This window comes from Francisella salina (assembly GCF_000219045.1).
Lineage (GTDB): Bacteria > Pseudomonadota > Gammaproteobacteria > Francisellales > Francisellaceae > Francisella > Francisella salimarina.
On sequence record NC_015696.1, the window covers coordinates 1,190,898 to 1,213,598 of the forward strand.

A 22,701-nucleotide genomic window follows, 5' to 3' on the forward strand; every position below is an offset into this window, starting at 1 on the left:
GATGAAAGAAGATTTCAAAGTAGTATTAATTGCTGGCACAGGCGCAGTTTTAGAGGTTTATGACTTTTTGTTATATGTATTATTTTCGGCACAAATTGTAAATACATTTTTTGCTGGGATTGATGATTCATTAATTAAAAGTTTCATCACAATTGCTATATTTTCTCTAACATATATTGTTAGGCCTTTAGGAGCTGTTACTTTAGGAATCTTGGGTGATCGATATGGTAGGAAGAAAATATTTACATTTACAATAATTCTTATGGGGATATCTTCATTACTTATGGGTATTATGCCTTCATATGCAACTTTTGGGGTGTTTGTAAGTATAGCTTTTATAATGTTTAGGATATTACAGGGATTTGCTTTAAGCGGAGAGTTGCCTGCAGCGTATGTGATTGTTTATGAAACAAGTACAAAGAATATAGGATTTAAACTAAGTATTTTGTTTGCATTTGTTTTATCAGGGTTTTTATTTGCAACAACAGTATGTCTGATTCTTGAATATTTATTTGATGATTATGCTTGGAGAATTGGTTTTGTATTAGGTGGTTTCTTGGCTATATTCGGCTATTACGCAAGATTAAGATTAACAGAAACACCACTGTTTAGGAAAATTGCAAGTAGAGATAAAAAGAGTATTATTACTCTTTTTAAACAAAACTATATAAACATATTTATTGGTTTTTGTTTCGCAATGTTATTTGCTTTAGGTGCAATAATTTTGCTTCAGTATTCTAATTTTTATATTGCAAAATTATTAAATACTAGTAACACAAGTTTAATAATGATTCCAGTACAGATAATAGTTTTGATATCTGTGATAGTATTTGGCTATATATCTGATAAAGTTGGACTTAGTAAAATGTATATTGTTGGTTGTTTAATTTTATTGATAACCATTCCTGTAATATTCTATTTGATGTCAGATACTTTTAGTGTTTTTATGGGCATGATTTTTTTAATTATTTGCTATTCAGTTGGTGCATCGACAACATTATTTTTCTTATGTGATATTTTTCCAACAGAGTTTAGATTATCAGGTGTTGCTTTGAGCTATAGTTTAAAATCAGCCTTTGTTGGCGGTGTTTGTCCTATAGTTGCTGCAACGATAATAACAAAAACAGGCACTATTTGGCTTGGTCCTACTATTATTTGTATGATTTGTTTGATATTTGCTTTGTTTGCAATTTTTTTATATAAGAAATTAGGAATAAGTTTTTATAAAAAATCATCAAAAATAATATGATCTGAAAAGTTAGTGATATTTAATTTTTGATAATAGGTGTCAAAAACTGATAAAAGCAATAATATTCACCTATGTTATAATTTATTAAATTTAAGTATCTTGTAAATTTAATTATGAAAAATGCAGTTCTTGCTTTTTTGGGATTCTTTTTACTACAAAGTTCTCAAGCATATATTGTAAAAATTGTTAAAGACAATCATGTTTCTCAGCCTGGTTATATTGCAACTATTAAAGAAAAAAATACTCAGACAGCAAATGTAAATAAGGATGGAACAGAGTTATTTTCAGTCTTTAGGCCATACGGTAGTTACTGTCTTAATATTACAAAATTAGCGGCTTCGATAAATAATGCAAATTCATTTACTAGTTGCTTCGATAATCAATATATTGTAGGTAACAAAGTCAAAAAAATAATCCTAACAGATAATGGAAAAGCTTTTTATACATTATCTGATAGTGCAATCCTTGGATATACTATAAATAAGAATAAGAACATTGTTGGTCCAAAGTTTTATACTCAGAAATATCCGCAACAGATTATAGATGCCAAATTAGTAGATAAAGAAAAGTATTTTTATCTTGTGACAGCTAGCTACACAAATGAAAGTGGTAAGCTTTTTGTTTATGAAGTTAATCCTGTAGGGACTTTAAAGAAAATCAAAATAATACCACTGAGTTTTAAACCTAAGAAAATTATATTTGATGATAGCAATGATGTATATATTCAAAGTGATAAAAGTATCTATAATTATAATCTTATGTCGGATGGTAAGATCAAAAAGCAAGAAGAGATAATTACTATACCCTCTGGTGAAATAATTGATTTTTCAGTATTAAATGAAAATAGTACTGAAAGTAAAGTGATATTAGCGACACAAGATAATGAGTCAGGAGAGCAAGGTATAGTTGAGGTATATAAAGTTTTCAACGGTTCTTCAAGATTGCTATACCAGGAGAAATATGATGATATACCCCAGGCAATAGCACCATATATAGATAAGGGAAGTAGTCATGGGAAGGTATTAATAGCTTTTGACCATAAGTATATAGTGGCTAACCTTAATAATACATATTTTGAAGATGTTGATGAGTATAAAATAGACGGTAGCTTTTTGAAATTGTTGCAACATGATAATCTTGTCGAAGCTATCTTTTCTGGGTCTGTAGTAACTTATGATTTAAGACAAAATAGTTTACTCAGTGAGTTGTTCTTAAAGGATATTAATGAGAATAGTTCGTTTATATCCAAAGATTTCATAGGCTTTGGAGATGAGAATAATATTAATATTTCTCAAATATAGTTGTCTAAATAGAGCTAAATGATCATATCTATGTATCTATATATGCTCTACTTACTTTACTATCAAATATTCTATTATGGTATCCAAGAATGAAAAATATATTCGTTACTTTTGTGATTTTGTTTTTTTCACAATTTTCTGAAGCGTATTATGTAAAAATTGCTAAAGATAATCATATAGTTCAACCTGGATATATCACAACTCTAGCTGAGCCAAATATACAAGCAACAGCTATTACTAGTGATAGCACAAAACTATTCTCAATATTTAGACCAAGTGATAATTATTGTCTCAGTGTTACAAAGGTTTCATATTCAATTAATAATACTGGTTCAACAACAAGCTGTTTTGGTAATCAATATGTTGTTGGCAATAAAGTTAATAAAATAATTTTGGATAATTTCGGAAAAACTTTTTATATATTATCAAATTATAATATAGTTGCTTACAACATTTCTCCTATTACAGATCGAATAAAAGGACAAATTTTTAGAAAGCGATTTATACAAAAAATTGTAGATGCTAAATTAGTAGATGAAGGAAAATATTTATATTTGTTAACTGCAAGTGACAAAAGTCAAAAAGGTAAATTAATAATTTATAGAGTTAATACAGATGGATCATTAGATGAGCTTAATATTACCGTATTGAGGTATAAGCCTAAAAAAATAGTGTTTAACAGTATTGAAAGTGTATATATACAAAGTAATAAAAGCATTTATTTTTATAGTTTTTTAAGAAATGGAAAAGTAATTAAAGATGAAAAAATAATAACTATACCTTCTGGAGAAATATCTGATTTTTCTGTAATAACTGAAAGCTCTACTGAAAGCAAAGTGTTGCTAGTTGGTCATTCTGGTAACGAAGGTTTTGAAACAGGTTTTGCAAATACATATAATTTTTCAAGTGGTATGGTGAGACAAACAAACAATAGAGTTTATAAAGATTTACCTTTGAAAATAGTCACATACAAAGATAAGTTCAGTGGACAGAGTAAAATTTTAGTAGCTTTTAAATCTAAGCTCATTAATGGCACTGATGAAAGCGTAAAGTTGTTGGGTGATGAATATAAGGTTAATGGAAATTTTGCAGGTTTATTACAAAATAATAATCTTGTTGAGGTAGTATACTCAAGCTTGGTAGTCGTTTATGACTTAAAAGAGAGCCGCTTATTATCATACTTATTTTTAAATAAGACCTCTGATAGTAGTTTATTTTTATCAAATAAGTTTATAGGTGTTGGTGATCAAAACAATATTAATATTTTTCAATTATAAGGAGATATTGTTTTATAGAAACTAGGTAGTCTTTATAGTGGAAGTGCGCGAAAATTAGTTAAACTTTAATGTATTGTTTATACAAAAGTAATTTTTTTGTATACAAAAATAAGTATTTATTATACTATGAATTTGTTAGATTATTTTATTTGGAGGTCTCTCATATATGTCTAATGATAGTATTTTTTCAGGTTACGCTCCTTATTCTGGAGTGTATGATGAAATTTTTTCTAATGAAGGTCATGTGCGTGGTGATGTTTCTCAGGCAATTAAAACTATAGATGAGTTAAGTGTAGAATCTTTATACGAAAAGCAGAAATTTGTGGATGCTTCTTTTCTAAAAAATGGAATTACTTTTACGGTTTATAGTGATACTCAAGGTACAGAAAAGATCTTTCCATTTGATTTAATTCCCAGAATAATCTCTGAAAAAGAGTGGTCTGAGCTTGAGAAAGGATTAAAACAACGCCTTAAAGCACTAAATGCTTTTTTGAATGACATATATGACGAGCAAAAAATATTAAAAGATGGTGTGATACCAAGAGAGCTTGTAGAATCATCAGAAGAGTATCTACCCGAGATGAGAGGCGTGAAGCCTCCACATGGTGTATATTGCCATATTGCAGGACTTGATCTCATAAAAGATGAAAGTGGTTTTATGGTATTAGAAGATAATGTAAGAACTCCATCTGGTGTTTCTTATGTATTAGAAAATCGTAATTCTCTAATGAAAGTACTTCCTGAGGCGTTTGCAAATGCTAATATCAAAAAAGTAGTGGATTATCCAACTGAATTGAGAAAAGCATTATCTAGTATCTCTCCAGTTGTAGACGGTAAAAAAGGTTTAAGTGTAGTTTTAACGCCAGGACAATATAATTCAGCGTACTTTGAACATAGCTATCTGGCACGTAAAATGGGATGTAAGCTAGTACAAGGTTCAGATCTTTTTGTACATAATAACTATGTATATCTCAAGACAACTAAAGGACCTAAACTTGTAACTGTAATTTATAGAAGAATAGATGATAAGTTTTTAGATCCGGAATTCTTTAATCCTGAAAGTATGCTTGGAGTACCTGGCATAATAGAGGCATATAAGGCTGGTAATGTAGTTTTAGCAAATGCTGTAGGTAATGGTATTGCTGATGACAAAGCAATATACCCGTATGTTCACAAAATGATTGAATACTATCTTAACGAAAAGCCGATATTAGCCCAAGTTAAAACATATTTTTGTAGTGAAGAAGATGATAGAAATTACGTTTTGAGTAATCTTGATAAATTAGTTGTAAAAGAAGCTAATGGTTCTGGAGGCTATGGGATGCTTATTGGGCCACAGGCTAGTGCAGAGGAGTTACAAGAGTTTGCTACTAAAATAAAAGAAAAGCCGAGAGCATATATAGCTCAACCATTAGTAGAGTTATCTACAAGTCCTACATTTATCGATGGTAAGGTATTGCCAAGAAGGGTGGATTTGAGAGCGTTTTTAGTTACTGGTAAAGATACATGGATACTACCAGGAGGGCTTGCAAGAGTAGCTCTTAAAGAAGGGTCATATGTTGTGAATTCTAGTCAAGGTGGTGGTTCGAAAGATACATGGGTTTTAGGGAGAGATAAGAAATGATGATATCTCGTACAGCAGAAAATTGTTTTTGGTTAAGTAGAAATATCGAAAGAGTTCAGATGTTAACCAATGCTATTGAAGTGGCATATAACGTCGAACTTGAGATATATGGTGATGCTGAAGATATTTGGTATCCCTTGGTAGTGGTATTAGGCGGTAAAGAGGCATTTATTAAAAAATATGGTTACAGTGCAAAGTCTAACGCAAGAAAGATACAAGAGTTTTTGATTTGGGATAAAGAAAATCCATCTTCGATATATTCATCATTATCTTCTGCACGTGAAAATGCTCGGATAATTAGAGATCTGATAGCTGCAGATATGTGGGAGGAGATTAATGAGCTGTGGTTGTGGATTAATTCAGCTGAAACTCATAGATTTTCTGTAGTAAATCTAGATGAATTCTGTAAAAAAATCATTAAGTTTTGTTTCCTGTGGATAGGTTTTTATCATAATTTTATTCTAAGGAATGATACTTATAACTTTATGAAGTTAGGTATGCTTATTGAGAGAGTTGACTTTACATTGAGGTTAGGCGACATACATCATCATAGACATATAAGTCTCGCGTCAAAGAATGAAACTACAGATGAATCACAGTATTGGCAGGAGATGTTGTTAAATACAATGTCAAAAGACGCATTTATGCGTAAAGCAGATTTTGACGTTAACAGAAAAGATGTAGCGGAGTTCTTGTTGAAATCAGATGATTATCCTAGAACAGTTACTTTTTGTTTAAATGATTGTCTTGCTGTGTTAAAAAGGATGTCATACCATTCGACAGGTATAGGCATGCAATCTAGAACAAAAGTAGAGGAAATTATAAAATATTTTGAAAGTAATGCTACAGAGTCATTGCTAGAAAAAAATCATGAATTTATTACATATCTGATAAACTCAATGGCACAACTTACAACTATTATTTCAAAAGAATTCTTTATATCTGATGTAGATTTCTACGTAGCAATGTTAGAAGGGTAGAAATAAAAAGGAAAAATATTTAATGTTTAGTAATATCTTGGCTATATCTTCAGATTGCCCAATATCTCCACGAATTAACTTTTTAGCAGATGATACCGCAACCTTACAAGAATTTATGTGGGGTATAGGATGGTATCATGATAATCATAATGCTGTATCGATTATGAAAGATAATCATGTTGAAAATGTAGAAGCTTTACGTGCTTTGTTTGACAATAATCCAAACTTTTGTTCTAGCACTTTTATTGGACATATTTATAGTCATAGTTTGTTTGACAAAACTGATTTAAATCTTCAGCCATTTATGAAACCTCATGCAGGTAAAGAGTGGACTATTGTTCATAATGGCGATTTAAATAGGATGTATCAAAATACGTTATGCCTTAACTTTTCTGACTATGAACCTGTCGGTAAAACTGATTCAGAATATATATTATGCTGGATTCTTTCTCAACTTAGAAAAAAAAATATTAGAGAGCTAAATGACGATAATCTATTTTATGTTTATGACTTATTGAAGCAGATAAATGAGGTTGGTCAAGTAAACTTGGTTCTTTCTAATGGTGATATAACAGTAGTTTATCAAGATAAGGAGGATTTTAATCCAATTTATTATAAAAAGTTCTACCCACCGACAAATAGTAATAATTTAGATATTGGTTATGTGAATGTAGCAACAGGCTTGTATGGAGATGAGCTTAGAACTTATACAATATTTTCAAATAATACAAACGTTGACGGTACATGGAGAAAATTATTGCCAGGTCAAATGGTAGCTGTTTCTCATGGTCGTGTTGTATGGAATAGTGATAAAAGTAGTAGTAATTATGGAGGGCATACATACCAGCCTGAGCGATTAAATGTTCCTGTTGAGAATAAAGTTTTTGAAAGCTCAGAAAGAGTTTTAGACATTATTCATACTACAAAATACAGTTATGAGTTTCCAGTGAATTTAAGTAAACATGATATTCGTATGAAACCAATTGTAGATGCAAAACAGCGTATACTCAATTATGATCTTAAAATATCAGTTGCTTGCGAGAAAGAAGAATATACTGATGTTTTTGGTAATGACGTTGTGTTTCTCAAAACTAAAGAATCTTATAAAGAATTTACAATAGAAATGAAGACAAAAATCGCTGTGAGTAATGATCATAGTGTGCGTAAAAGGTCTATTAATTCTCGTACAACTATGCCAATCTCATGGATGCCATGGCAGAGGCAGATGATGACTCCATATCTATTGTCTGTAGAATTGCCACAAACTCAACTTGAAGAGTTGATGGATTATGCTGTATCTTTTGTCAAAAGGAATGATAGTGATATTATGGCGGTACTAGATGATATTAATAAAACAATCTATTACGAATATAAATACGTCTCAGGTTCTACTAACTTTGCCACAACTGCTTATGATGTATATATTACTAGGCAAGGTGTTTGTCAAGACTTCTCAAATCTGTTTATTTGTTTGGCAAGGCTTTTAGGTATACCTGCTCGATATCGATCAGGATATATATTTAATGGTGGTCACTATAATAATACTGAGATGAGTGACGCTACGCACGCATGGGTAGAAGTATATATACCGTGGATTGGCTGGATAGGATATGACCCTACAAATGGTTGTGAAGTTAATAGTGATCATGTACGGATTGCATGTGGTAGAACATATATTGATGCTACGCCGACAGCAGGAACAATTTACCGAGGAGGAGGTGGAGAGTCTTTGTCGATAAACGTTAAAGTTTTTGATGTAACTAGCACGTTATAAAATTTTGTCTAAAGGAGTGACTTGTGATAGATATTAAAGTCGCACTCTACAGCTAATAGATGGTATGTATCAGGGAATAAGCTTTTAAATGGCTCTATAGAGTGGTGTATGTACCCACATTTGGTGTACCATCTTTTCAAAACCTCTTTGCTTGGATTAATATAGTGTTTAGGGGTAAGTAGTTCAAGTTGCATTATTTTAAAGCCATTATTCTTTGCCCAATTTTCTGCAGCATTCACAAGCTTAGTGCCAACGCCAAGCCTCCTATGGTTAAAGGCAGTAGCAAGCATTCCAAGTTCAGCTATATTATCTGAGAGTCTTGTGACTTTTACAGAGCCGATCATCTGATTATTATTTGTTGCGATAATTATCTGATTATTATTAATTAGAGTTTTTAATTCATTAAAAGTTGTTCTTTTTGCAGAATCTATCCATAGATCTCCTTCAGCACTCCTATAGGCATCATTAATAATTTTGACAAGAGTATTTATTTCCTCTGTAGTTATATTATTTATACTTGCAAAGCCTATTTTTGTTTTATTCATAGTATTACTAACTTCATTATTTTTTATAAAATATTTTGCTTAATATAGCATTTTTTTGTTATTTTGGTCAAAGACGAGTTTGTCTACAATAGCTATCTAACTTCTAGCTTGATATATAACTTAGATAAACTTAAATATTTTTCATAGTCATGTATACTTGCAAATACTACTTAATAAAACTATGTAGATATTACAATTTATGAGTATGGCGAAAAAAATATTTTGTATAAGTATATTGTTAACATTTTTTAGTACTAATATTCAAGCTAGCTTTGTTCGTGCCAGTAAAGATAATCATAAGGCTCAGCCAGGTTATATAAGTACAGTATATGAGCCTAATGTTCAAACACTAGCTATGTCAGAAGGAAAAAACTCTAGACTATACTCGATATATCGTGAAGGAACACAGTACTGCAGTAGTGCTATAAAGCTAAACTATTCAATAAGTAATAGTGCTGTATCTTCTAGTTGTTTTGATAGTGAAACTAATATTGGTAGCAAAGTCTTAAAAGCGATTATCTCTGAAAATGGATCCCGATTGTATTTATTTTCAGAGCATATAATCTCTGAATATGGCGTGTCTCCTATATCAAGTAGAGTTAACTCACAGATATCAAGTGAACATATAACCCAGAATATTATAGCTGTTGAAAAGTTTAATAGTAAAATTTATGTTCTGACACACGAAGAAGATAGTAATAGAGGCTCCTTAATTATATTTAACATAGGGAATGATGGGAGTAGCTTTAAAAAATGGTGATTCTGGGCTTAGTCAAGGAGCCTTAAAAATGTATTTACTTAATGGTGTGGGAGTGAGACTTACATCAAGTGTTAATCTGGAGCTAGAGCCTTATCAAATATATGCATATGATGAAAAACAGATGTTTCTAGTAGCATATGAGTATAGCTTTGATATTAGAGAGATTAACGCTAAAACAAATGCGATAGAAGATAAACTTATTTTGCAAAGAGGTTTTGATGCTTCCCTTATTGATGTGGAGCATGTCGATAAAGTTACAGCCATAATGAGTGAATCGGCTATACAAGTATTTAATGGGTTTGTCTTATCTCAAGCATTTTATCTAAAAGATAAGCCTCTTCAGCTTATATTCAGTCCTGATACTCATTTTATTGGAGTAACTAATGAAGAGAGTGTTGATGTTTATGAAATTACGGCAACTTTTGATAGGCAATAAAAATATTTTAGATCTCGAGGTTAGCTAGTTTGATAACAGTTGTATAATAATTTCGTAAGTGTAGAATTTATCTCAATTAAACTTTCCAATTAATACTATTATGCAAGAATCATTGAAGTTAAGCGAGTTTCTTGAGCTTATAAAAAGTACTATTGAAATGAGTTTCGGCTATGAAGGTTTTTGGGTAGTTGCTGAGCTATCTGAATGGCGTAGATCTGGTAAACATTACTATGGTGAGCTTATAGAGCATGATGGTGTTAGTAAATTTCCTATAGCTAAAATTAGATGTAACTGTTGGGCAAATAAAGTTGATTATATCCATAGTAAATTTAGTCAAGCTACTGGAGAAACTCTAAAAACAGATATGAAAGTCTTATTTAGGGTAAGTGTAAATTATCATACTAGTTTTGGACTTAGTCTAAATATAATAGATATAGATCCTGCCTTTACACTTGGTGATAGGCAAGCTCGTAAAATTGAGATTCTACAAAGCTTGTCCGGAAAAGGTATTTTAGAGAGAAATAAAGTTCTTAATATGCCAGATGATTTTACCAATGTTGCAGTAATCACAAGTATAACGGCTGCAGGTAAAGGAGATTTCTTTGAAGAGGCTGATAAATTACAAGATTTAAGTTTATGTAACTTTGATATATATGAAGCAAAGATGCAAGGTGCAGAATGTGCGAAAAGTGTCTCAACAGCATTTGCTAAGATAGCAACAATGGCTGATAAATATGATGCGATAGTATTAATCCGAGGAGGGGGTTCTCAGGCTGATCTTGACTGGTTTAATAATATACTACCAGCTGAAAGTATTTGTAATAGTGAAATTCCCGTGCTAGTTGGTATAGGACATGAAAGAGATAGCACAGTTTTAGATGAGATATGTACAAAAAGATTTGATACGCCATCTAAGGTTATAAATTATATAGCGAATACAATTATTGATAATGCAATAAACGCTAAATATAATTATGAATCGATAGTAAGAATTACTAAAAATTTAGCTAAACAAAATAAACATCAATTAGATAATCTGTATCATAATTTTAAAACACGTATAGAACATTATCTCTATCAAATGAATCAAAGTGTTGATCATAACTATAAAGAATCTACTTCTATAGCAAGGGGAGTTACTAAGCTATATGATAAAACCGTGAATACTATGCATGAAAATATATTATCAAGCTCAAAAAGCTTGATAAGAAGTTATGAAAATAACATTTATAATTCATATAATCAGTCAACTAATACAGCTCGAAATATTTTAAAATACTATAATCAAACAAGCGAATCTCTTTATAAGCAGATATTATCTGTATCAATAGAGCCAACTCTTAAAAGAGGCTTTAGCTTGACAAAGACAACAGATGGCAAATATATAACAACTCAAAAACAAGCACAAGCATACTCAGATTTAGAGATAGTTTATGCCGATGGAAATATACAAGTAGAGGTGAAAGAAAATGGCAACTCAAAGTAAAAAATTTGCAAAAAATTATCAAATATTAGAAGAGATTAATGAGAAACTTCAAGAGCAACAAGATAATCCTGCTCTGTTAGATGAATTAGCACCAATGCTAGAACAAGCCTCAAAAAGTTATCAGTTATGTAAAGAAAGAATTGCTGCAGCTCAGAAGTTTATAGATGAATTTGAAGGTAATGACTAGAAAACCATACCTGGCATTTGCCATATTCCAGCTGTTCTAAGAGTATCTTTGATTATTAGTATTTTTTCTTGTTGCTGTGCTGGTTTATCAATATCATAATTTGTTCTAGCAGTTATATTAGACATTTTGATAGGTAGTTTAGCATTGTAAATTTCTTGCTCAAAAATAGAGTTTGCTCTACGAATGTGAGAGTCAGAGCTTATTAGTAGAATATTTTTAACAGGTCTATTTATTTTTTTGATTATATTTATCGTATTAATGGCATTGGTGACAGTGCTAGTTGATTGATCCTCTTGTATTATGCTTTGTGCAGAAACACCATACTTAATTAACCATTGTTTCATTTGATATGATTCTGTTACACCTTCGTGAGCAACTCCACCTGATACTATGATTATCGCATTAGGGTATTTTTTATATGCTGATAGAGTTATTTTTAGTCTATCAACTAATATATTGCTCATGGTGCCGTCATCATTTAATGAATATCCTAATGTAACTATTGCTAAAGAATTTTGATCAATGTCTTTTAACTGATCTAATTTTGAGTTTATGCCTAATTTGAAGTTAGTTTTAGCAGTTTGTATTGCTTGTATAAAGTGAGGCATTTTTGACCATTTAGATTCTTTAAGAATAGTAATATTTTGATCAAAATTATTAGGGTTCCAAATTAAAGAATATGCGGTTAAGAATATCTGTAATATCGGGTTATTATAAGATTTTATAGTGCCAAGAGAGCTTAATGTTTTTCTGGCATCATTTACTGAATTATTAGATATTTCTAAAGATGCTAATGCAAGGGTAAGCTGTGTATTGATATAACTATTGGGCTTAGATTCTTTAAGAGCACTTTTTAAAGAGTTAATTGAGCCTTGTAGGTCGCCTCTTTGAGTAATAGAGCCATCATTTTTATCATCAGTCGAAACACTCAAATCATACTGAATATTTGCTATTGCAGTTTGTTGGTTATTCAGGATATTAAGATTGAAGTTATTTGATCGATCTGCAAATGATAAGATAGGTGAAATTATAATTATTAAGCTTAGGATAATTTTTTTTGAGACTTTCATATTTAGGTTTTGTTAAAAAATATTACAAGATAATATAAAAAAATTACCATAAATTAAATCTCTTTATAAGATTTAAAAAATCATTCCTAGCATTTCCCATATTCCAGCGGCTCTAAGAGTATCTTTGATAATCATTACTTTTTCATAATCTGTAAGAGGATACATTATGTTATATCCTTTAGTCTCTGAGGCTAAATTATGAATCTTTATATCCAGCATATTGTTGTCAAATGCTTCCTGTTTAAATATAGCACTAGCTCTTCTAATATTCGCTGTTGAATCAACTAAAATAATATCAGTAGGTTTAGGGTTCATATTTTTTATTGTTGAAAAAGTATTGACTCCTTGCCAAACCATATTAAAAGATTGGTCTTCTAGTATGATTTTATCTAAGGGTACACCACTATTAACTAGCCATTGTCTCATTTGATAAGATTCTGTTTTACCTCCTGTAACTCGACCACCGCTGACTATAATTCTTGCATTTGAAAACCTATAGTATGCATCTAACCCTTTGAATAGCCTTCTTACTAAATATTCATTCATACTTGCATTAGAGTTTAACGGAGATCCTAAAATTACAATTACAGGTATAGAATTTCGTGTAAGTTGTATTTGGTTGGCGTTAGTATTTATATGTAAATTAAAGCTTCTTTTGATAATATCAAAGGCATTTATATATACTGGCATTTCAGGCCATTTAGATGTTTCTAGTTTAGCAAATGTTTTTCTAAAATTACTAAAATCAAAAATATATGAATATGCTGAGTCATATATTTGTACAATAGGGTTGTCAGGGAAATTTTCTACCAGCATATCCAGAGTTTCACCAGCTTGGTTATATTCTTTTGTTTCAATCTGAAGAGAAAACAATGATAAACCTAATTGTAGGAGCTCTTTGCTATCAGGATCAGTTTGCTTCATAGCTAATTCAAGAGCATTTATAGCATTATGCAAATATGTATCTGCGGCTTTTTGGTTAAAGATACTATATTGAACATTTTCAATAGCTTTTTGCTTTAGACTAATGCTTGCAATGCTTGAACTAGTACTTTTGTTAGCAAAGCCTGGACTCAATATACCGATTATAGCAAGTATAATAGTTGCAAGCTTTATATTTATATATCTCATTTTTATAGTAAATAAAAAAGTTTTTATAAAACAATGATATAAGAGTATTTTTGCAAATTAAATTATTATTCATCATAATAGTTAAAAATAAGTTTGAAATTATTGAAATGCAAAAAAAGGTATCTCCCAAAAATATAATATTTGCAGGTTTTGCAACAACTGTAGAGTATTTTGATTTTGCTTTATTTACGTATGTAACTATTTATATCTCTGCAACATTTTTTCCGGATAATAATTCTTCTGTTGCTATATTAAAAACATTTGGATTGTTTGCTGCTGGATATTTGATGAGACCCATAGGCGGGATTTTCTTTGGTAATCTCGGGGACAAAAAAGGGCGTAAGCATGTATTAATATTTACTGTGGCATTGATGTTTATATCTACAGCTATGATAGCATTTACTCCAGGTTATGGAAGTTTGGGAATTGCATCTGTGATAATTATTCTCCTGGCTAGAATGATTCAAGGTTTCTCAATAGGTGGTGAATATAATGGTGTACTTGCAGTATTAAGTGAAGGTGCACCCGATAGTAAGCGTGGGTTGATTACTGCTTTTGGTACGTTTTTCTCAGGCTTAGGTGTCTTTTTAGGTACATTTATAGTCTATATCTTAACAAGTTTTTTAAATTCTGATCAGATGCATGCTTATGGTTGGAGAATTTGCTTTATTGTTGGAGCGATACTAGCTATTGTTGTTTTGATACTTCAGTTTGCATCAGATGAGTCCCCTGAGTATCTTAAATCAAAAGAAGATGGGATGTTAGATGATACTCCTGTAGTCTCTGCAGTTAAAGAATATCCTTATCAAATCTTTATTGTGTTTGCTTTAGCAGGCTATTTAGGAATTGTATACTATATGGTTTCTGGCTTTATACCAACATTTCTAAAAAGTGATTTGGGTTATTCTGTACATACAGCAATGCTGATGTCTATGATTGCAGCGTTTTTCTATTTTACAACAGCTCCAATATGGGGTGGACTATCAGATAAAATTGGTAGAAAAAAAGTATTATTAATATCTTGTATTGGGATTGGGACTTTGATAATACCTGCGTTTTATATTATGACTAATACAGATTCACAAATTGTTATAACATTAATTATGACTGTGATAATGTTATTAATATCAGCAGCTACAGCGACATTTGTAGTCACAATCAATGAGCTATTTCCAACACATCTAAGATTTAGTGGTGTAGCAACTGGATATAATATAAGTAATGCATTGTTAGGAGGAACTGTACCAATGGTATCAGCAGCGTTAGTTATGTATTTCGGTAATGTTGCTCCTAGTTTTTATGCTCTAATAGCTTCTATAATTATAGTTATTATCATAGCAACTATGCCTGAGACTAAAGGCATCGAGTTAGAAGAGTAAAGCCCTTATTTCTGTAATATTTTTCTCTAATAAGTAAATATATTATATTAGCCAATATTTTTGTTTGTATTTGCTGTTCTTATGTACTACTATGATAGTACATTAATACATTGTTTAATTGAATAATAAATGTCTGAAATAAAAAATAATGAAGAAAATCTGCATGATCTTTATGAGGTCTTTACAAACTTTGATTCTGTCGAAGAAGCTAAGCTTTTTTTAGAAGATTTATGTACTCCTGTAGATTTGATGGCAATGGCTGCACGTTGGAGAGTAGTTAAAGAGCTAAAAAAAGATAAGCCTTATAGGCAGATACATGCTGAAACAGGAGTTAGCCTTACAACTATTAGCAGAGTTGCAAGATGTCTTAGTTACGGGACTAATGGTTACAATACTATCTATAATAAAACTAATAGAGAGAGCTAAAATGAGAGAAAGATTAAGAGTAGCTGTACAAAAAAAAGGCAGACTATATGACAATTCTATGGAATTATTCAACAAAATAGGTATCAAAGTAGAGTTCTCAAGTAAAAGTAACTTGTTATGCCATTCAATAAATGCTCCAATTGATTTTCTTTTTGTGAGAGATGATGATATTCCAACTTTAGTTAATGGTAATGTTTGTGATTTTGGAATAGTCGGTGAAAATGTTTTAGAAGAGTATTTATTAAGTATCAAAAATACCACTAAGAAAAATGACATTATCAAAACTAAGAAATTAGGATTTGGTTACTGTAGATTATCTATAGCAGTACCTAATGATGCAAGTGATGATATTAGTACACTTAAAAATACTCGTATAGCGACATCATATCCTCATTTAGTGCAGAAGTTTTCAGATGAAAATAATTTAAATCTAGATCCATTATCTATTTCAGGATCAGTTGAGATAGCTCCAAACTTACAAATGTCTAGCTCTATATGTGACTTGGTTTCTACTGGTCGAACATTAGAAGAGAATAATCTTAAAGAAATTCATACTATCATGAAAAGCCAAGCTATTTTAATTTGCTCAAATGAGAGTTTTGGAGCAGAACTTGAAGAGTATTACCAATTATTGCTTAGAAGGATTGAGGGTGTCAAACATGCTCAAGAGCGTAAGTATATTATGTTCCATATAGATAAAAATGCTGTTGATACAATTACCCATATTTTACCAGGACATGAAGGTCAAACAATTATGCCTATATATGGTGATAATAAAGTTGCGATACATTTAGTTACCAAAGAAGGTGTTTTTTGGGGAACTTTAGAAAAGCTAAAAGCAGCTGGTGCTAGTTCTATATTAGTTTTACCAATTGAGAAGATGTTGGAGTAAGTAACTACAATGATTGAAATATATAATTGGCAAGAACTTAGTCTAGCAAAGCAAGCAGAGCTTCTATCTCGTCCAGTTTCTGCTAATAAAGCAACCTTAGTTGCAGGTGTTAGAAATATTTTAAATGAAGTTAAGCAGAATGGTGACAAAGCTCTTTTAGAGTTTACTTCTAAGTTTGATGGTGTTGATTTAGATAATATTGAAGTCTCAGCAGATGAGATTAAAAAAGCTTATTCATTAGTTTCACAAGATGATATTGAGTTAGTTAAAAACTCTATTGCGCGTATATCTAACTATCATGAGGTAATGAAACCAAAAACAACTGTTTGTGATACTAATGATGATGTGGTTTGTAAAAAAATCTATAAGCCTATCGAAAAGGTTGGTCTGTATGTACCTGGTGGTTCAGCACCTTTAGTTTCTACGCTAATAATGTTAGCAGCTCCAGCGCAAATTGCAGGTTGTAAAGAGATTTATGTAACTACTCCTTGTGATAAAGAAGGCAATATCCATCCATTAATTTTAATAGCAGCTGATATTTGTAAGGTTTCAAAGATTTATAAATTAGGTGGCGCTCAAGCTATAGCTGCTCTAGCTTATGGTACAGAAACTGTATCCAAAGTTAATAAAATTTATGGCCCTGGAAATTCTTGGGTTACAGAGGCAAAACAACAAGTATCTAATGATAGCCAAGGTGCGGCTATTGATCTACCAGCTGGACCTTCAGAGGTTTTAGTAGTTGCTGATGAAGTTGCTGATCCTAGATTTGTTGCTGCAGATCTATTAGCTCAAGCTGAGCATGGCACAGACTCACAAGCCTTATTAATTACAACTAGTCAAATTTTAGCAGATAAGGTTAGAGATGAAGTTTCTAAGCAAACTAGTACAGCCCAAAGAAAAGCTATCATCGAAAAATCTTTAGAAAATAGCACAATTATTGTTGTAGACACACTTAGCCAAGCAATTAATATAGCTAATGAGTATGCTTCTGAGCACCTTATTTTAAATATTGAGAATGCAGATAATTATATTGATAGTATCGAAAATGCAGGAGCTGTATTTGTAGGTCCTTGGGCGGCTGAAGCATTAGGTGATTACATTACAGGATCTAATCATGTGTTACCTACTTATGGATATGCAAAAGCCTATAGCGGTTTAGCAACTATAGATTTTATGAAAGCTATAAGTATCCAAAATGTATCAAAACAAGGTATAAAAAATATAGGTCAAATAGCAATGAGATTAGCTGATATAGAAGGTCTCAAAGCTCATGAAAATGCAATAGCTATTCGTTTGGAGAGTTTATAACATTATGCAAAAGATTGTGCAAAATCAAACTACAGAAAGTCTTATTCGTAAAGATTTACAAAAATTTAGTGCATACTCATCTGCACGCTCTTTAAAAGTAGATGGAGATATTTGGTTAAATGCTAATGAATCACCATATAATGATGAGTATTTATATAATCGTTATCCTGAGCCACAATCAAAGAGATTGGTTGAGAAACTAGCAAAGATATATAATGTTGATGCAAGCAATCTATTAGTTACTAGAGGTAGTGATGAGGGGATTGATCTATTATTTAGATTATATTGTGAGTATCAAAAAGATTCAGCTTTTGCAGTCGAGCCTACTTTTGGGATGTATAAAATAGCTGCTCAATTACAAGGTGTTAATTATAAGACTCTTAAGCTAAAAGAAGAAAATGACTTTGAGATTAATGTTATAGAGCTTTTAGTAAGTATTCCTGATAATTGTAAGTTATTATTTTTATGTACTCCTAATAATCCTACTGGTAAATCTATACCCTTAGCTGATATTGAGCAAATTCTATCTGAATTAGCTGGCAATTGTGTAGTTGTGGTTGATGAGGCATATATTGAATTTAGTAATGAAAAGTCTGTTTCTAGCATCATTAATAAATATGAAAATTTAGTTGTACTAAGAACCTTGTCAAAATCTTTTGGTATGGCAGGTCTTAGGCTAGGGGTGGTAATTACTAATTCAGATAGAATAGTTTGGTTGAGAAAAATCTTAGCACCATATCCAATCCCAAAAACTACCGAAAGTACTATATTAGCAATGCTTGATGATGAGAATTTAGCAAATATAGCTAGTCAAATTATTGAAGTAAAAGAACAAAGGGAACATCTATATCAAGCATTATCGCAAATGAAGATTGTTGATAAATTGTGGTCATCAGATGCTAATTTTATATTAGTCAGATTTAGAGAAAGTATCTTTAATAAACTGATAGATAACAAAATAGTAGTTCGTTCTATGGCCCATTTTTTCAATGATGAAAAAGTTTTAAGAATTAGCATAGGAACAGTATCTGAAAATAAAAGATTAATCGAAGTATTACAAAAATTAAGTAGCGAATATGAAACAAAATAAATATTTATTCATTGATAGAGATGGTACTTTAATAGTTGAGCCACCTATAGATAAACAAGTTGACAGTATCGAAAAATTAGAGTTTTTTGAAGGTGTTTTTGATGCTCTTAAAAAATTACAAAAAGCAGATTTTAAACTTGTAATTGTATCAAATCAAGATGGATTAGGCACTGACTCTTTCCCTCAAGCAGACTTTGATGCACCACATGATTTGATGATTAAGATATTTAAATCACAAGGTATCGAGTTTGAGGATGTATTGATTTGTCCACATTTTGCTCATGAAAATTGTAACTGTCGTAAACCTAAAGTTGGCTTGTTGATGGATTATTTAGTTGAGCAAAAAATTTCTCTAAAAGATAGCTATGTGATTGGAGATAGAGAAACGGATGTACAGTTGGCTCATAATATTAAAGTCAATCCTATTCAATTTGGTGTTGGAAATTATCAATCTTGGGATGATATTACTACAGCTATATTAAATAAGCCTAGAGTAGCTGAAATCAAGCGTGTAACTAATGAGACTGATATTATTGTAAAAGTTAATCTAGATGTTCCTGGGACTAGAGAAATAGAGACAGGTCTTGGTTTCTTTGATCATATGCTTGATCAGATTGTAAAACATGCTGGGATAAGTGCAACAATTAAGGCAAAAGGTGATCTTCATATAGATGATCATCACTGTGTTGAAGATGTTGCAATTACTCTTTCTCAAGCAATAGCTCAAGCTCTTGGCGATAAATACGGTATTAATCGTTATGGTTTTTTATTACCTATGGATGAGGCTTTAGTTGAGATTGCTCTAGATTTAAGTGGCAGAAATTATTGCTCATTTGAAGCGAATTTTGATCGAGAGATGGTTGGGGATTTATCAGTAGAGTTGGTGAAGCATTTCTTTGTATCTTTTGCTGAAGGTCTAAAAGCAACACTACATATTAAAGTAACAGGTGAGAATACTCATCATATGATAGAAGCGTGTTTTAAAGGCTTAGGAAAAGTACTTAAACAAGCAATTGCCAAAAATGGTATAGATGAGATTCCTAGTTCAAAAGGAGTGTTATGATAGCGATAATAGATTGTTGTGGGAGTAATTTTGCTTCGATAAAATATGCTTTTGAGAAATTAGGGCAAGAAATAGTTCTAACACATGATGCTGAAGTTATTAAAGAAGCAGACTGCGTAATTTTACCTGGTGTAGGACATGCTAAATCAGCAATGGCAAATCTAAAAAAATATAATTTAGATAAGCTTATCCCACAACTAAAACAACCAGTATTAGGAATCTGCTTAGGAATGCAAATTATGTATAGTTTTTCTGAAGAAGGAAATACAGATTGTTTAGGTATTTTTCCTGAAAAAGTAAAAGCTTTTAAGAAAACTCAAGGTTTTAGCATTCCACATATGGGTTGGAACAGTTTACAAAATATAAATAAGGATCATTTTCTATTTAAAGATATCGCAGAAGATGATTATGTATATTTTGTGCATAGTTTTTATGCTGAGCTTAATCAATTTAGCATAGCTACTAATAACTATATAAATGATTTCACTGCGATGGTAAATAAAGATAATTTTTATGGCATTCAATTTCATCCTGAGAAGTCGGGTAATGTTGGGATGAAGATTTTAGAGAATTTTATACAGGGAGCTTTGTAAATGAATATATTTCCAGCGATAGATCTAATAAATGGCAAATGTGTTCGTTTAGAAAAAGGTGATTTCAATAAAACTACTACTTATGAGCTTGAGCCTAAAGATGTTGCAAAAGCATATCAACAAGCAGGTGCTGAATTTATCCATGTTGTAGATTTAGATGGTGCTAAAAAAGGCCAAACTTGTCAATTTGAAACTATCCAACAGATTAGAAAAAACTGTAATATGACTTTACAAGTTGGTGGAGGAGTCAAAGACTTTGAGACTATTGAAAAGCTTCTGGAGATTGGGGTTGATAGGGTGGTTGTTGGTAGTTTAGCTGTTAAGGATATAGCATTAACCAAGAAATTTTTTGAGAAATATGGTGCTGAGAAGATAGTTTTAGCTTTGGATGTATTTATCAAAGAAGGAATACCTTATATAGCAACGCATGGTTGGCAAGAATCAAGTACAACAACTTTAGATGAGGTATTACAAACTTATCTTGGTGATGGTCTTGAGTATGTCTTATGTACTGATATTTCTCGAGATGGTATGTTACAAGGTCCAAATTTTGAGCTATATAGAATCTATTCATCTATATATCCAGATATTCAGTTTATGGCTTCTGGTGGGGTTGGTAGCTTAGAAGATTTAGAAATTCTAAAAGAGCAGAATACTTATGGTGTCATCATAGGCAAAGCTTTATATGAGAATAAATTTACGCTACAAGAGGCTTTAGAATGTTAACAAAAAGAATAATTCCATGTCTTGATGTCAAAGATGGCGTAGTTGTTAAAGGTGTAAAATTTAGAAATCATAGAATCATTGGCGATATTATTGAGCTAGCTCAGAAATACTCAGATGCAGGAGCTGATGAGCTAGTATTTTATGATATTGGTGCTAGTCCTGATAATAAGCTACTGTCTATCAAATGGATACAAGAGATAGCCAAAAAGATAAATATCCCATTTTGTGTAGCTGGCGGAATAAAATCTGTAGAAAATGCTCGAGCTATACTTAATGAAGGGGCAGATAAAATATCTGTAAACTCAGCAGCATTAGCTAGACCTGATTTGATAGATGAGCTAGTTTATGAATTTGGTAGTCAGTGTGTGGTCGTTGGTATTGATAGCAAATTTATTGATGGTGAATTTAAAGTTTGCCAATATACAGGTAGTGCTGATAAGACTGTACAGACATTATTAGATCCCGTTAGTTGGGCAAAAGAGGTAGAATCTCGTGGTGCTGGTGAGATAGTACTTAATTGTATGAATCAAGATGGTGTCAAAGGTGGTTATGATCTAGAGCATCTTAGAGAAGTTCAATCAAATGTCTCAATACCTGTTATTGCCTCCGGTGGTGCTGGAGAGATTCAGCATTTTATCGATGTATTTAAGTACACAGAGATTGATGGTGCTTTGGCAGCTAGTGTGTTTCATGATGATATTATTGCTATACCTGAGTTAAAACAAGAGCTTTTTAAAAACAATATACCGACAAGAATAGTAAAATAGGATACAAAATGGATAACAAAATTATAGAGTCTATAGCTTGGCAAAAAATGGATAATTTAGTTCCAGCTATTATTCAATCAGCAATTGATAATAGTGTCTTAATGCTAGGCTATATGAGTAAGGAATCTTTAGAAAAAACTTTAGAAATTGGCAAAGTAACTTTCTATAGTCGTAGTAAAAAACGCTTATGGACTAAGGGCGAAGAAAGTGGTAATTTTCTTGAGTTAAAAGATATAGCTGTCGATTGTGATAATGATTCTATACTAATCAAAGCTATACCATACGGCCCAACTTGTCATACTGGTAGCAAATCATGTTTTACAAAAAATGAAGAAAATAGCTCCTTGTATATAATAGACAAGTTAGAAAAATTAATAGCTGAAAGAAAAGACTATTTACCTGAGAATAGCTATTTGACTGGTTTATTTAAAAAAGGATTACCTAGAATCGCTCAAAAAGTTGGCGAAGAAGGAGTCGAAGTTGTAATTGCTGCAATGAAGCAAGATTCAGAAGATGAACTAATTTCTGAGACAGCGGACTTATTATTTCATTTATTAGTTTTACTGAGAGAGAAAGGTATTTCATTAGAACAAATTTGTCAAAAGTTAGTTTCTCAAAATACTTCTAATTAAGTTAT

23 protein-coding genes are annotated in these 22,701 nt (G+C 31.4%); 20 read left to right on the top strand and 3 right to left on the bottom strand.

The window, feature by feature from the left end:
* Position 1: 1 nt before the first annotated feature.
* From F7308_RS05815 to F7308_RS05840, 6 genes are all read left to right on the top strand, one after another.
* Entirely contained in the window at positions 2-1,249 is a 1,248-nt protein-coding gene (locus tag F7308_RS05815; protein ID WP_013922923.1) for an MFS transporter, read from the top strand.
* A 113-nt stretch (positions 1,250-1,362) separates the two neighbouring features.
* On the top strand, positions 1,363-2,550 hold the full coding sequence (locus tag F7308_RS05820; RefSeq protein ID WP_013922924.1) for a hypothetical protein: 1,188 nt from the start codon (positions 1,363-1,365) through the stop codon (positions 2,548-2,550).
* A gap of 89 nt (positions 2,551-2,639) precedes the next feature.
* The gene (locus F7308_RS05825) at positions 2,640-3,827 is read left to right on the top strand and encodes a hypothetical protein (RefSeq protein ID WP_013922925.1); all 1,188 of its coding nucleotides are present in this window, start codon (positions 2,640-2,642) and stop codon (positions 3,825-3,827) included.
* A 166-nt stretch (positions 3,828-3,993) separates the two neighbouring features.
* On the top strand, positions 3,994-5,451 hold the full coding sequence (locus F7308_RS05830; protein ID WP_013922926.1) for a circularly permuted type 2 ATP-grasp protein: 1,458 nt from the start codon (positions 3,994-3,996) through the stop codon (positions 5,449-5,451).
* Positions 5,451-6,431: an alpha-E domain-containing protein gene (locus F7308_RS05835; protein WP_146422123.1), complete on the top strand. Its 981-nt coding sequence runs from the start codon at positions 5,451-5,453 to the stop codon at positions 6,429-6,431. Before F7308_RS05830 ends, F7308_RS05835 begins: the two co-directional genes overlap by 1 nt.
* A 22-nt stretch (positions 6,432-6,453) precedes the next feature.
* On the top strand, positions 6,454-8,205 hold the full coding sequence (locus F7308_RS05840; protein WP_013922928.1) for a class II glutamine amidotransferase: 1,752 nt from the start codon (positions 6,454-6,456) through the stop codon (positions 8,203-8,205).
* 8 nt (positions 8,206-8,213) lie between these two features.
* Here the strand turns inward: F7308_RS05840 and F7308_RS05845 are convergent, their stop codons facing one another.
* The gene (locus tag F7308_RS05845) at positions 8,214-8,750 is read right to left on the bottom strand and encodes a GNAT family N-acetyltransferase (protein ID WP_013922929.1); all 537 of its coding nucleotides are present in this window, start codon (positions 8,748-8,750) and stop codon (positions 8,214-8,216) included.
* A 205-nt stretch (positions 8,751-8,955) separates the two neighbouring features.
* On the opposite strand from F7308_RS05845, the gene F7308_RS10300 reads away from it, so the two are divergent.
* From F7308_RS10300 to xseB, 4 genes are all read left to right on the top strand, one after another.
* Positions 8,956-9,510, top strand: coding sequence for a hypothetical protein (locus tag F7308_RS10300; RefSeq protein WP_232215339.1), 555 nt, complete (start codon positions 8,956-8,958; stop codon positions 9,508-9,510).
* Between the two features lie 28 nt (positions 9,511-9,538).
* Complete coding sequence (locus F7308_RS10305; protein WP_013922931.1) at positions 9,539-9,946, top strand: hypothetical protein; 408 nt, start codon at positions 9,539-9,541, stop codon at positions 9,944-9,946.
* 100 nt (positions 9,947-10,046) lie between these two features.
* Positions 10,047-11,432 (top strand): exodeoxyribonuclease VII large subunit, encoded by a 1,386-nt coding sequence (gene xseA / locus F7308_RS05855; RefSeq protein WP_013922932.1) that lies wholly within the window; start codon positions 10,047-10,049, stop codon positions 11,430-11,432.
* Positions 11,416-11,619, top strand: coding sequence for an exodeoxyribonuclease VII small subunit (gene xseB, locus F7308_RS05860; RefSeq protein WP_004287964.1), 204 nt, complete (start codon positions 11,416-11,418; stop codon positions 11,617-11,619). The genes xseA and xseB overlap by 17 nt, the downstream gene beginning before the upstream one ends.
* On the opposite strand, the gene F7308_RS05865 is transcribed toward xseB, so the two are convergent.
* Entirely contained in the window at positions 11,616-12,689 is a 1,074-nt protein-coding gene (locus F7308_RS05865; RefSeq protein ID WP_013922933.1) for a YdcF family protein, read from the bottom strand. The genes xseB and F7308_RS05865 overlap by 4 nt on opposite strands.
* Positions 12,690-12,761: 72 nt before the next feature.
* Complete coding sequence (locus tag F7308_RS05870) at positions 12,762-13,820, bottom strand: ElyC/SanA/YdcF family protein (RefSeq protein ID WP_013922934.1); 1,059 nt, start codon at positions 13,818-13,820, stop codon at positions 12,762-12,764.
* A 107-nt stretch (positions 13,821-13,927) separates the two neighbouring features.
* Between F7308_RS05870 and F7308_RS05875 the strand changes: the two genes are divergently transcribed.
* The 10 genes from F7308_RS05875 (at position 13,928) to hisIE (ending at position 22,696) form a co-directional block, all read left to right on the top strand.
* Entirely contained in the window at positions 13,928-15,199 is a 1,272-nt protein-coding gene (locus tag F7308_RS05875; RefSeq protein WP_041263927.1) for an MFS transporter, read from the top strand.
* 129 nt (positions 15,200-15,328) lie between these two features.
* A complete protein-coding gene (locus tag F7308_RS05880; protein WP_013922936.1) occupies positions 15,329-15,625 on the top strand; it encodes a YerC/YecD family TrpR-related protein in 297 nt (98 codons plus the stop codon).
* Between the two features lies 1 nt (position 15,626).
* Positions 15,627-16,517: an ATP phosphoribosyltransferase gene (hisG, locus tag F7308_RS05885; RefSeq protein ID WP_013922937.1), complete on the top strand. Its 891-nt coding sequence runs from the start codon at positions 15,627-15,629 to the stop codon at positions 16,515-16,517.
* A gap of 9 nt (positions 16,518-16,526) precedes the next feature.
* The gene (gene hisD, locus F7308_RS05890; protein ID WP_013922938.1) at positions 16,527-17,825 is read left to right on the top strand and encodes a histidinol dehydrogenase; all 1,299 of its coding nucleotides are present in this window, start codon (positions 16,527-16,529) and stop codon (positions 17,823-17,825) included.
* A 4-nt stretch (positions 17,826-17,829) separates the two neighbouring features.
* A complete protein-coding gene (hisC, locus tag F7308_RS05895) occupies positions 17,830-18,915 on the top strand; it encodes a histidinol-phosphate transaminase (protein ID WP_013922939.1) in 1,086 nt (361 codons plus the stop codon).
* Positions 18,902-19,978, top strand: coding sequence for a bifunctional histidinol-phosphatase/imidazoleglycerol-phosphate dehydratase HisB (gene hisB, locus F7308_RS05900; RefSeq protein ID WP_013922940.1), 1,077 nt, complete (start codon positions 18,902-18,904; stop codon positions 19,976-19,978). The genes hisC and hisB overlap by 14 nt, the downstream gene beginning before the upstream one ends.
* Positions 19,975-20,571, top strand: coding sequence for an imidazole glycerol phosphate synthase subunit HisH (gene hisH / locus F7308_RS05905; protein ID WP_013922941.1), 597 nt, complete (start codon positions 19,975-19,977; stop codon positions 20,569-20,571). Before hisB ends, hisH begins: the two co-directional genes overlap by 4 nt.
* On the top strand, positions 20,572-21,297 hold the full coding sequence (hisA, locus tag F7308_RS05910; RefSeq protein ID WP_013922942.1) for a 1-(5-phosphoribosyl)-5-[(5-phosphoribosylamino)methylideneamino]imidazole-4-carboxamide isomerase: 726 nt from the start codon (positions 20,572-20,574) through the stop codon (positions 21,295-21,297). It begins immediately after the preceding gene.
* Positions 21,291-22,064 carry an imidazole glycerol phosphate synthase subunit HisF gene (gene hisF / locus F7308_RS05915; protein WP_013922943.1) on the top strand — a complete coding sequence of 258 codons (774 nt, stop codon included), beginning with the start codon at positions 21,291-21,293 and terminating at the stop codon, positions 22,062-22,064. Before hisA ends, hisF begins: the two co-directional genes overlap by 7 nt.
* An 8-nt stretch (positions 22,065-22,072) precedes the next feature.
* On the top strand, positions 22,073-22,696 hold the full coding sequence (gene hisIE / locus F7308_RS05920) for a bifunctional phosphoribosyl-AMP cyclohydrolase/phosphoribosyl-ATP diphosphatase HisIE (protein WP_013922944.1): 624 nt from the start codon (positions 22,073-22,075) through the stop codon (positions 22,694-22,696).
* The last annotated feature ends 5 nt before the right edge of the window (positions 22,697-22,701 follow it).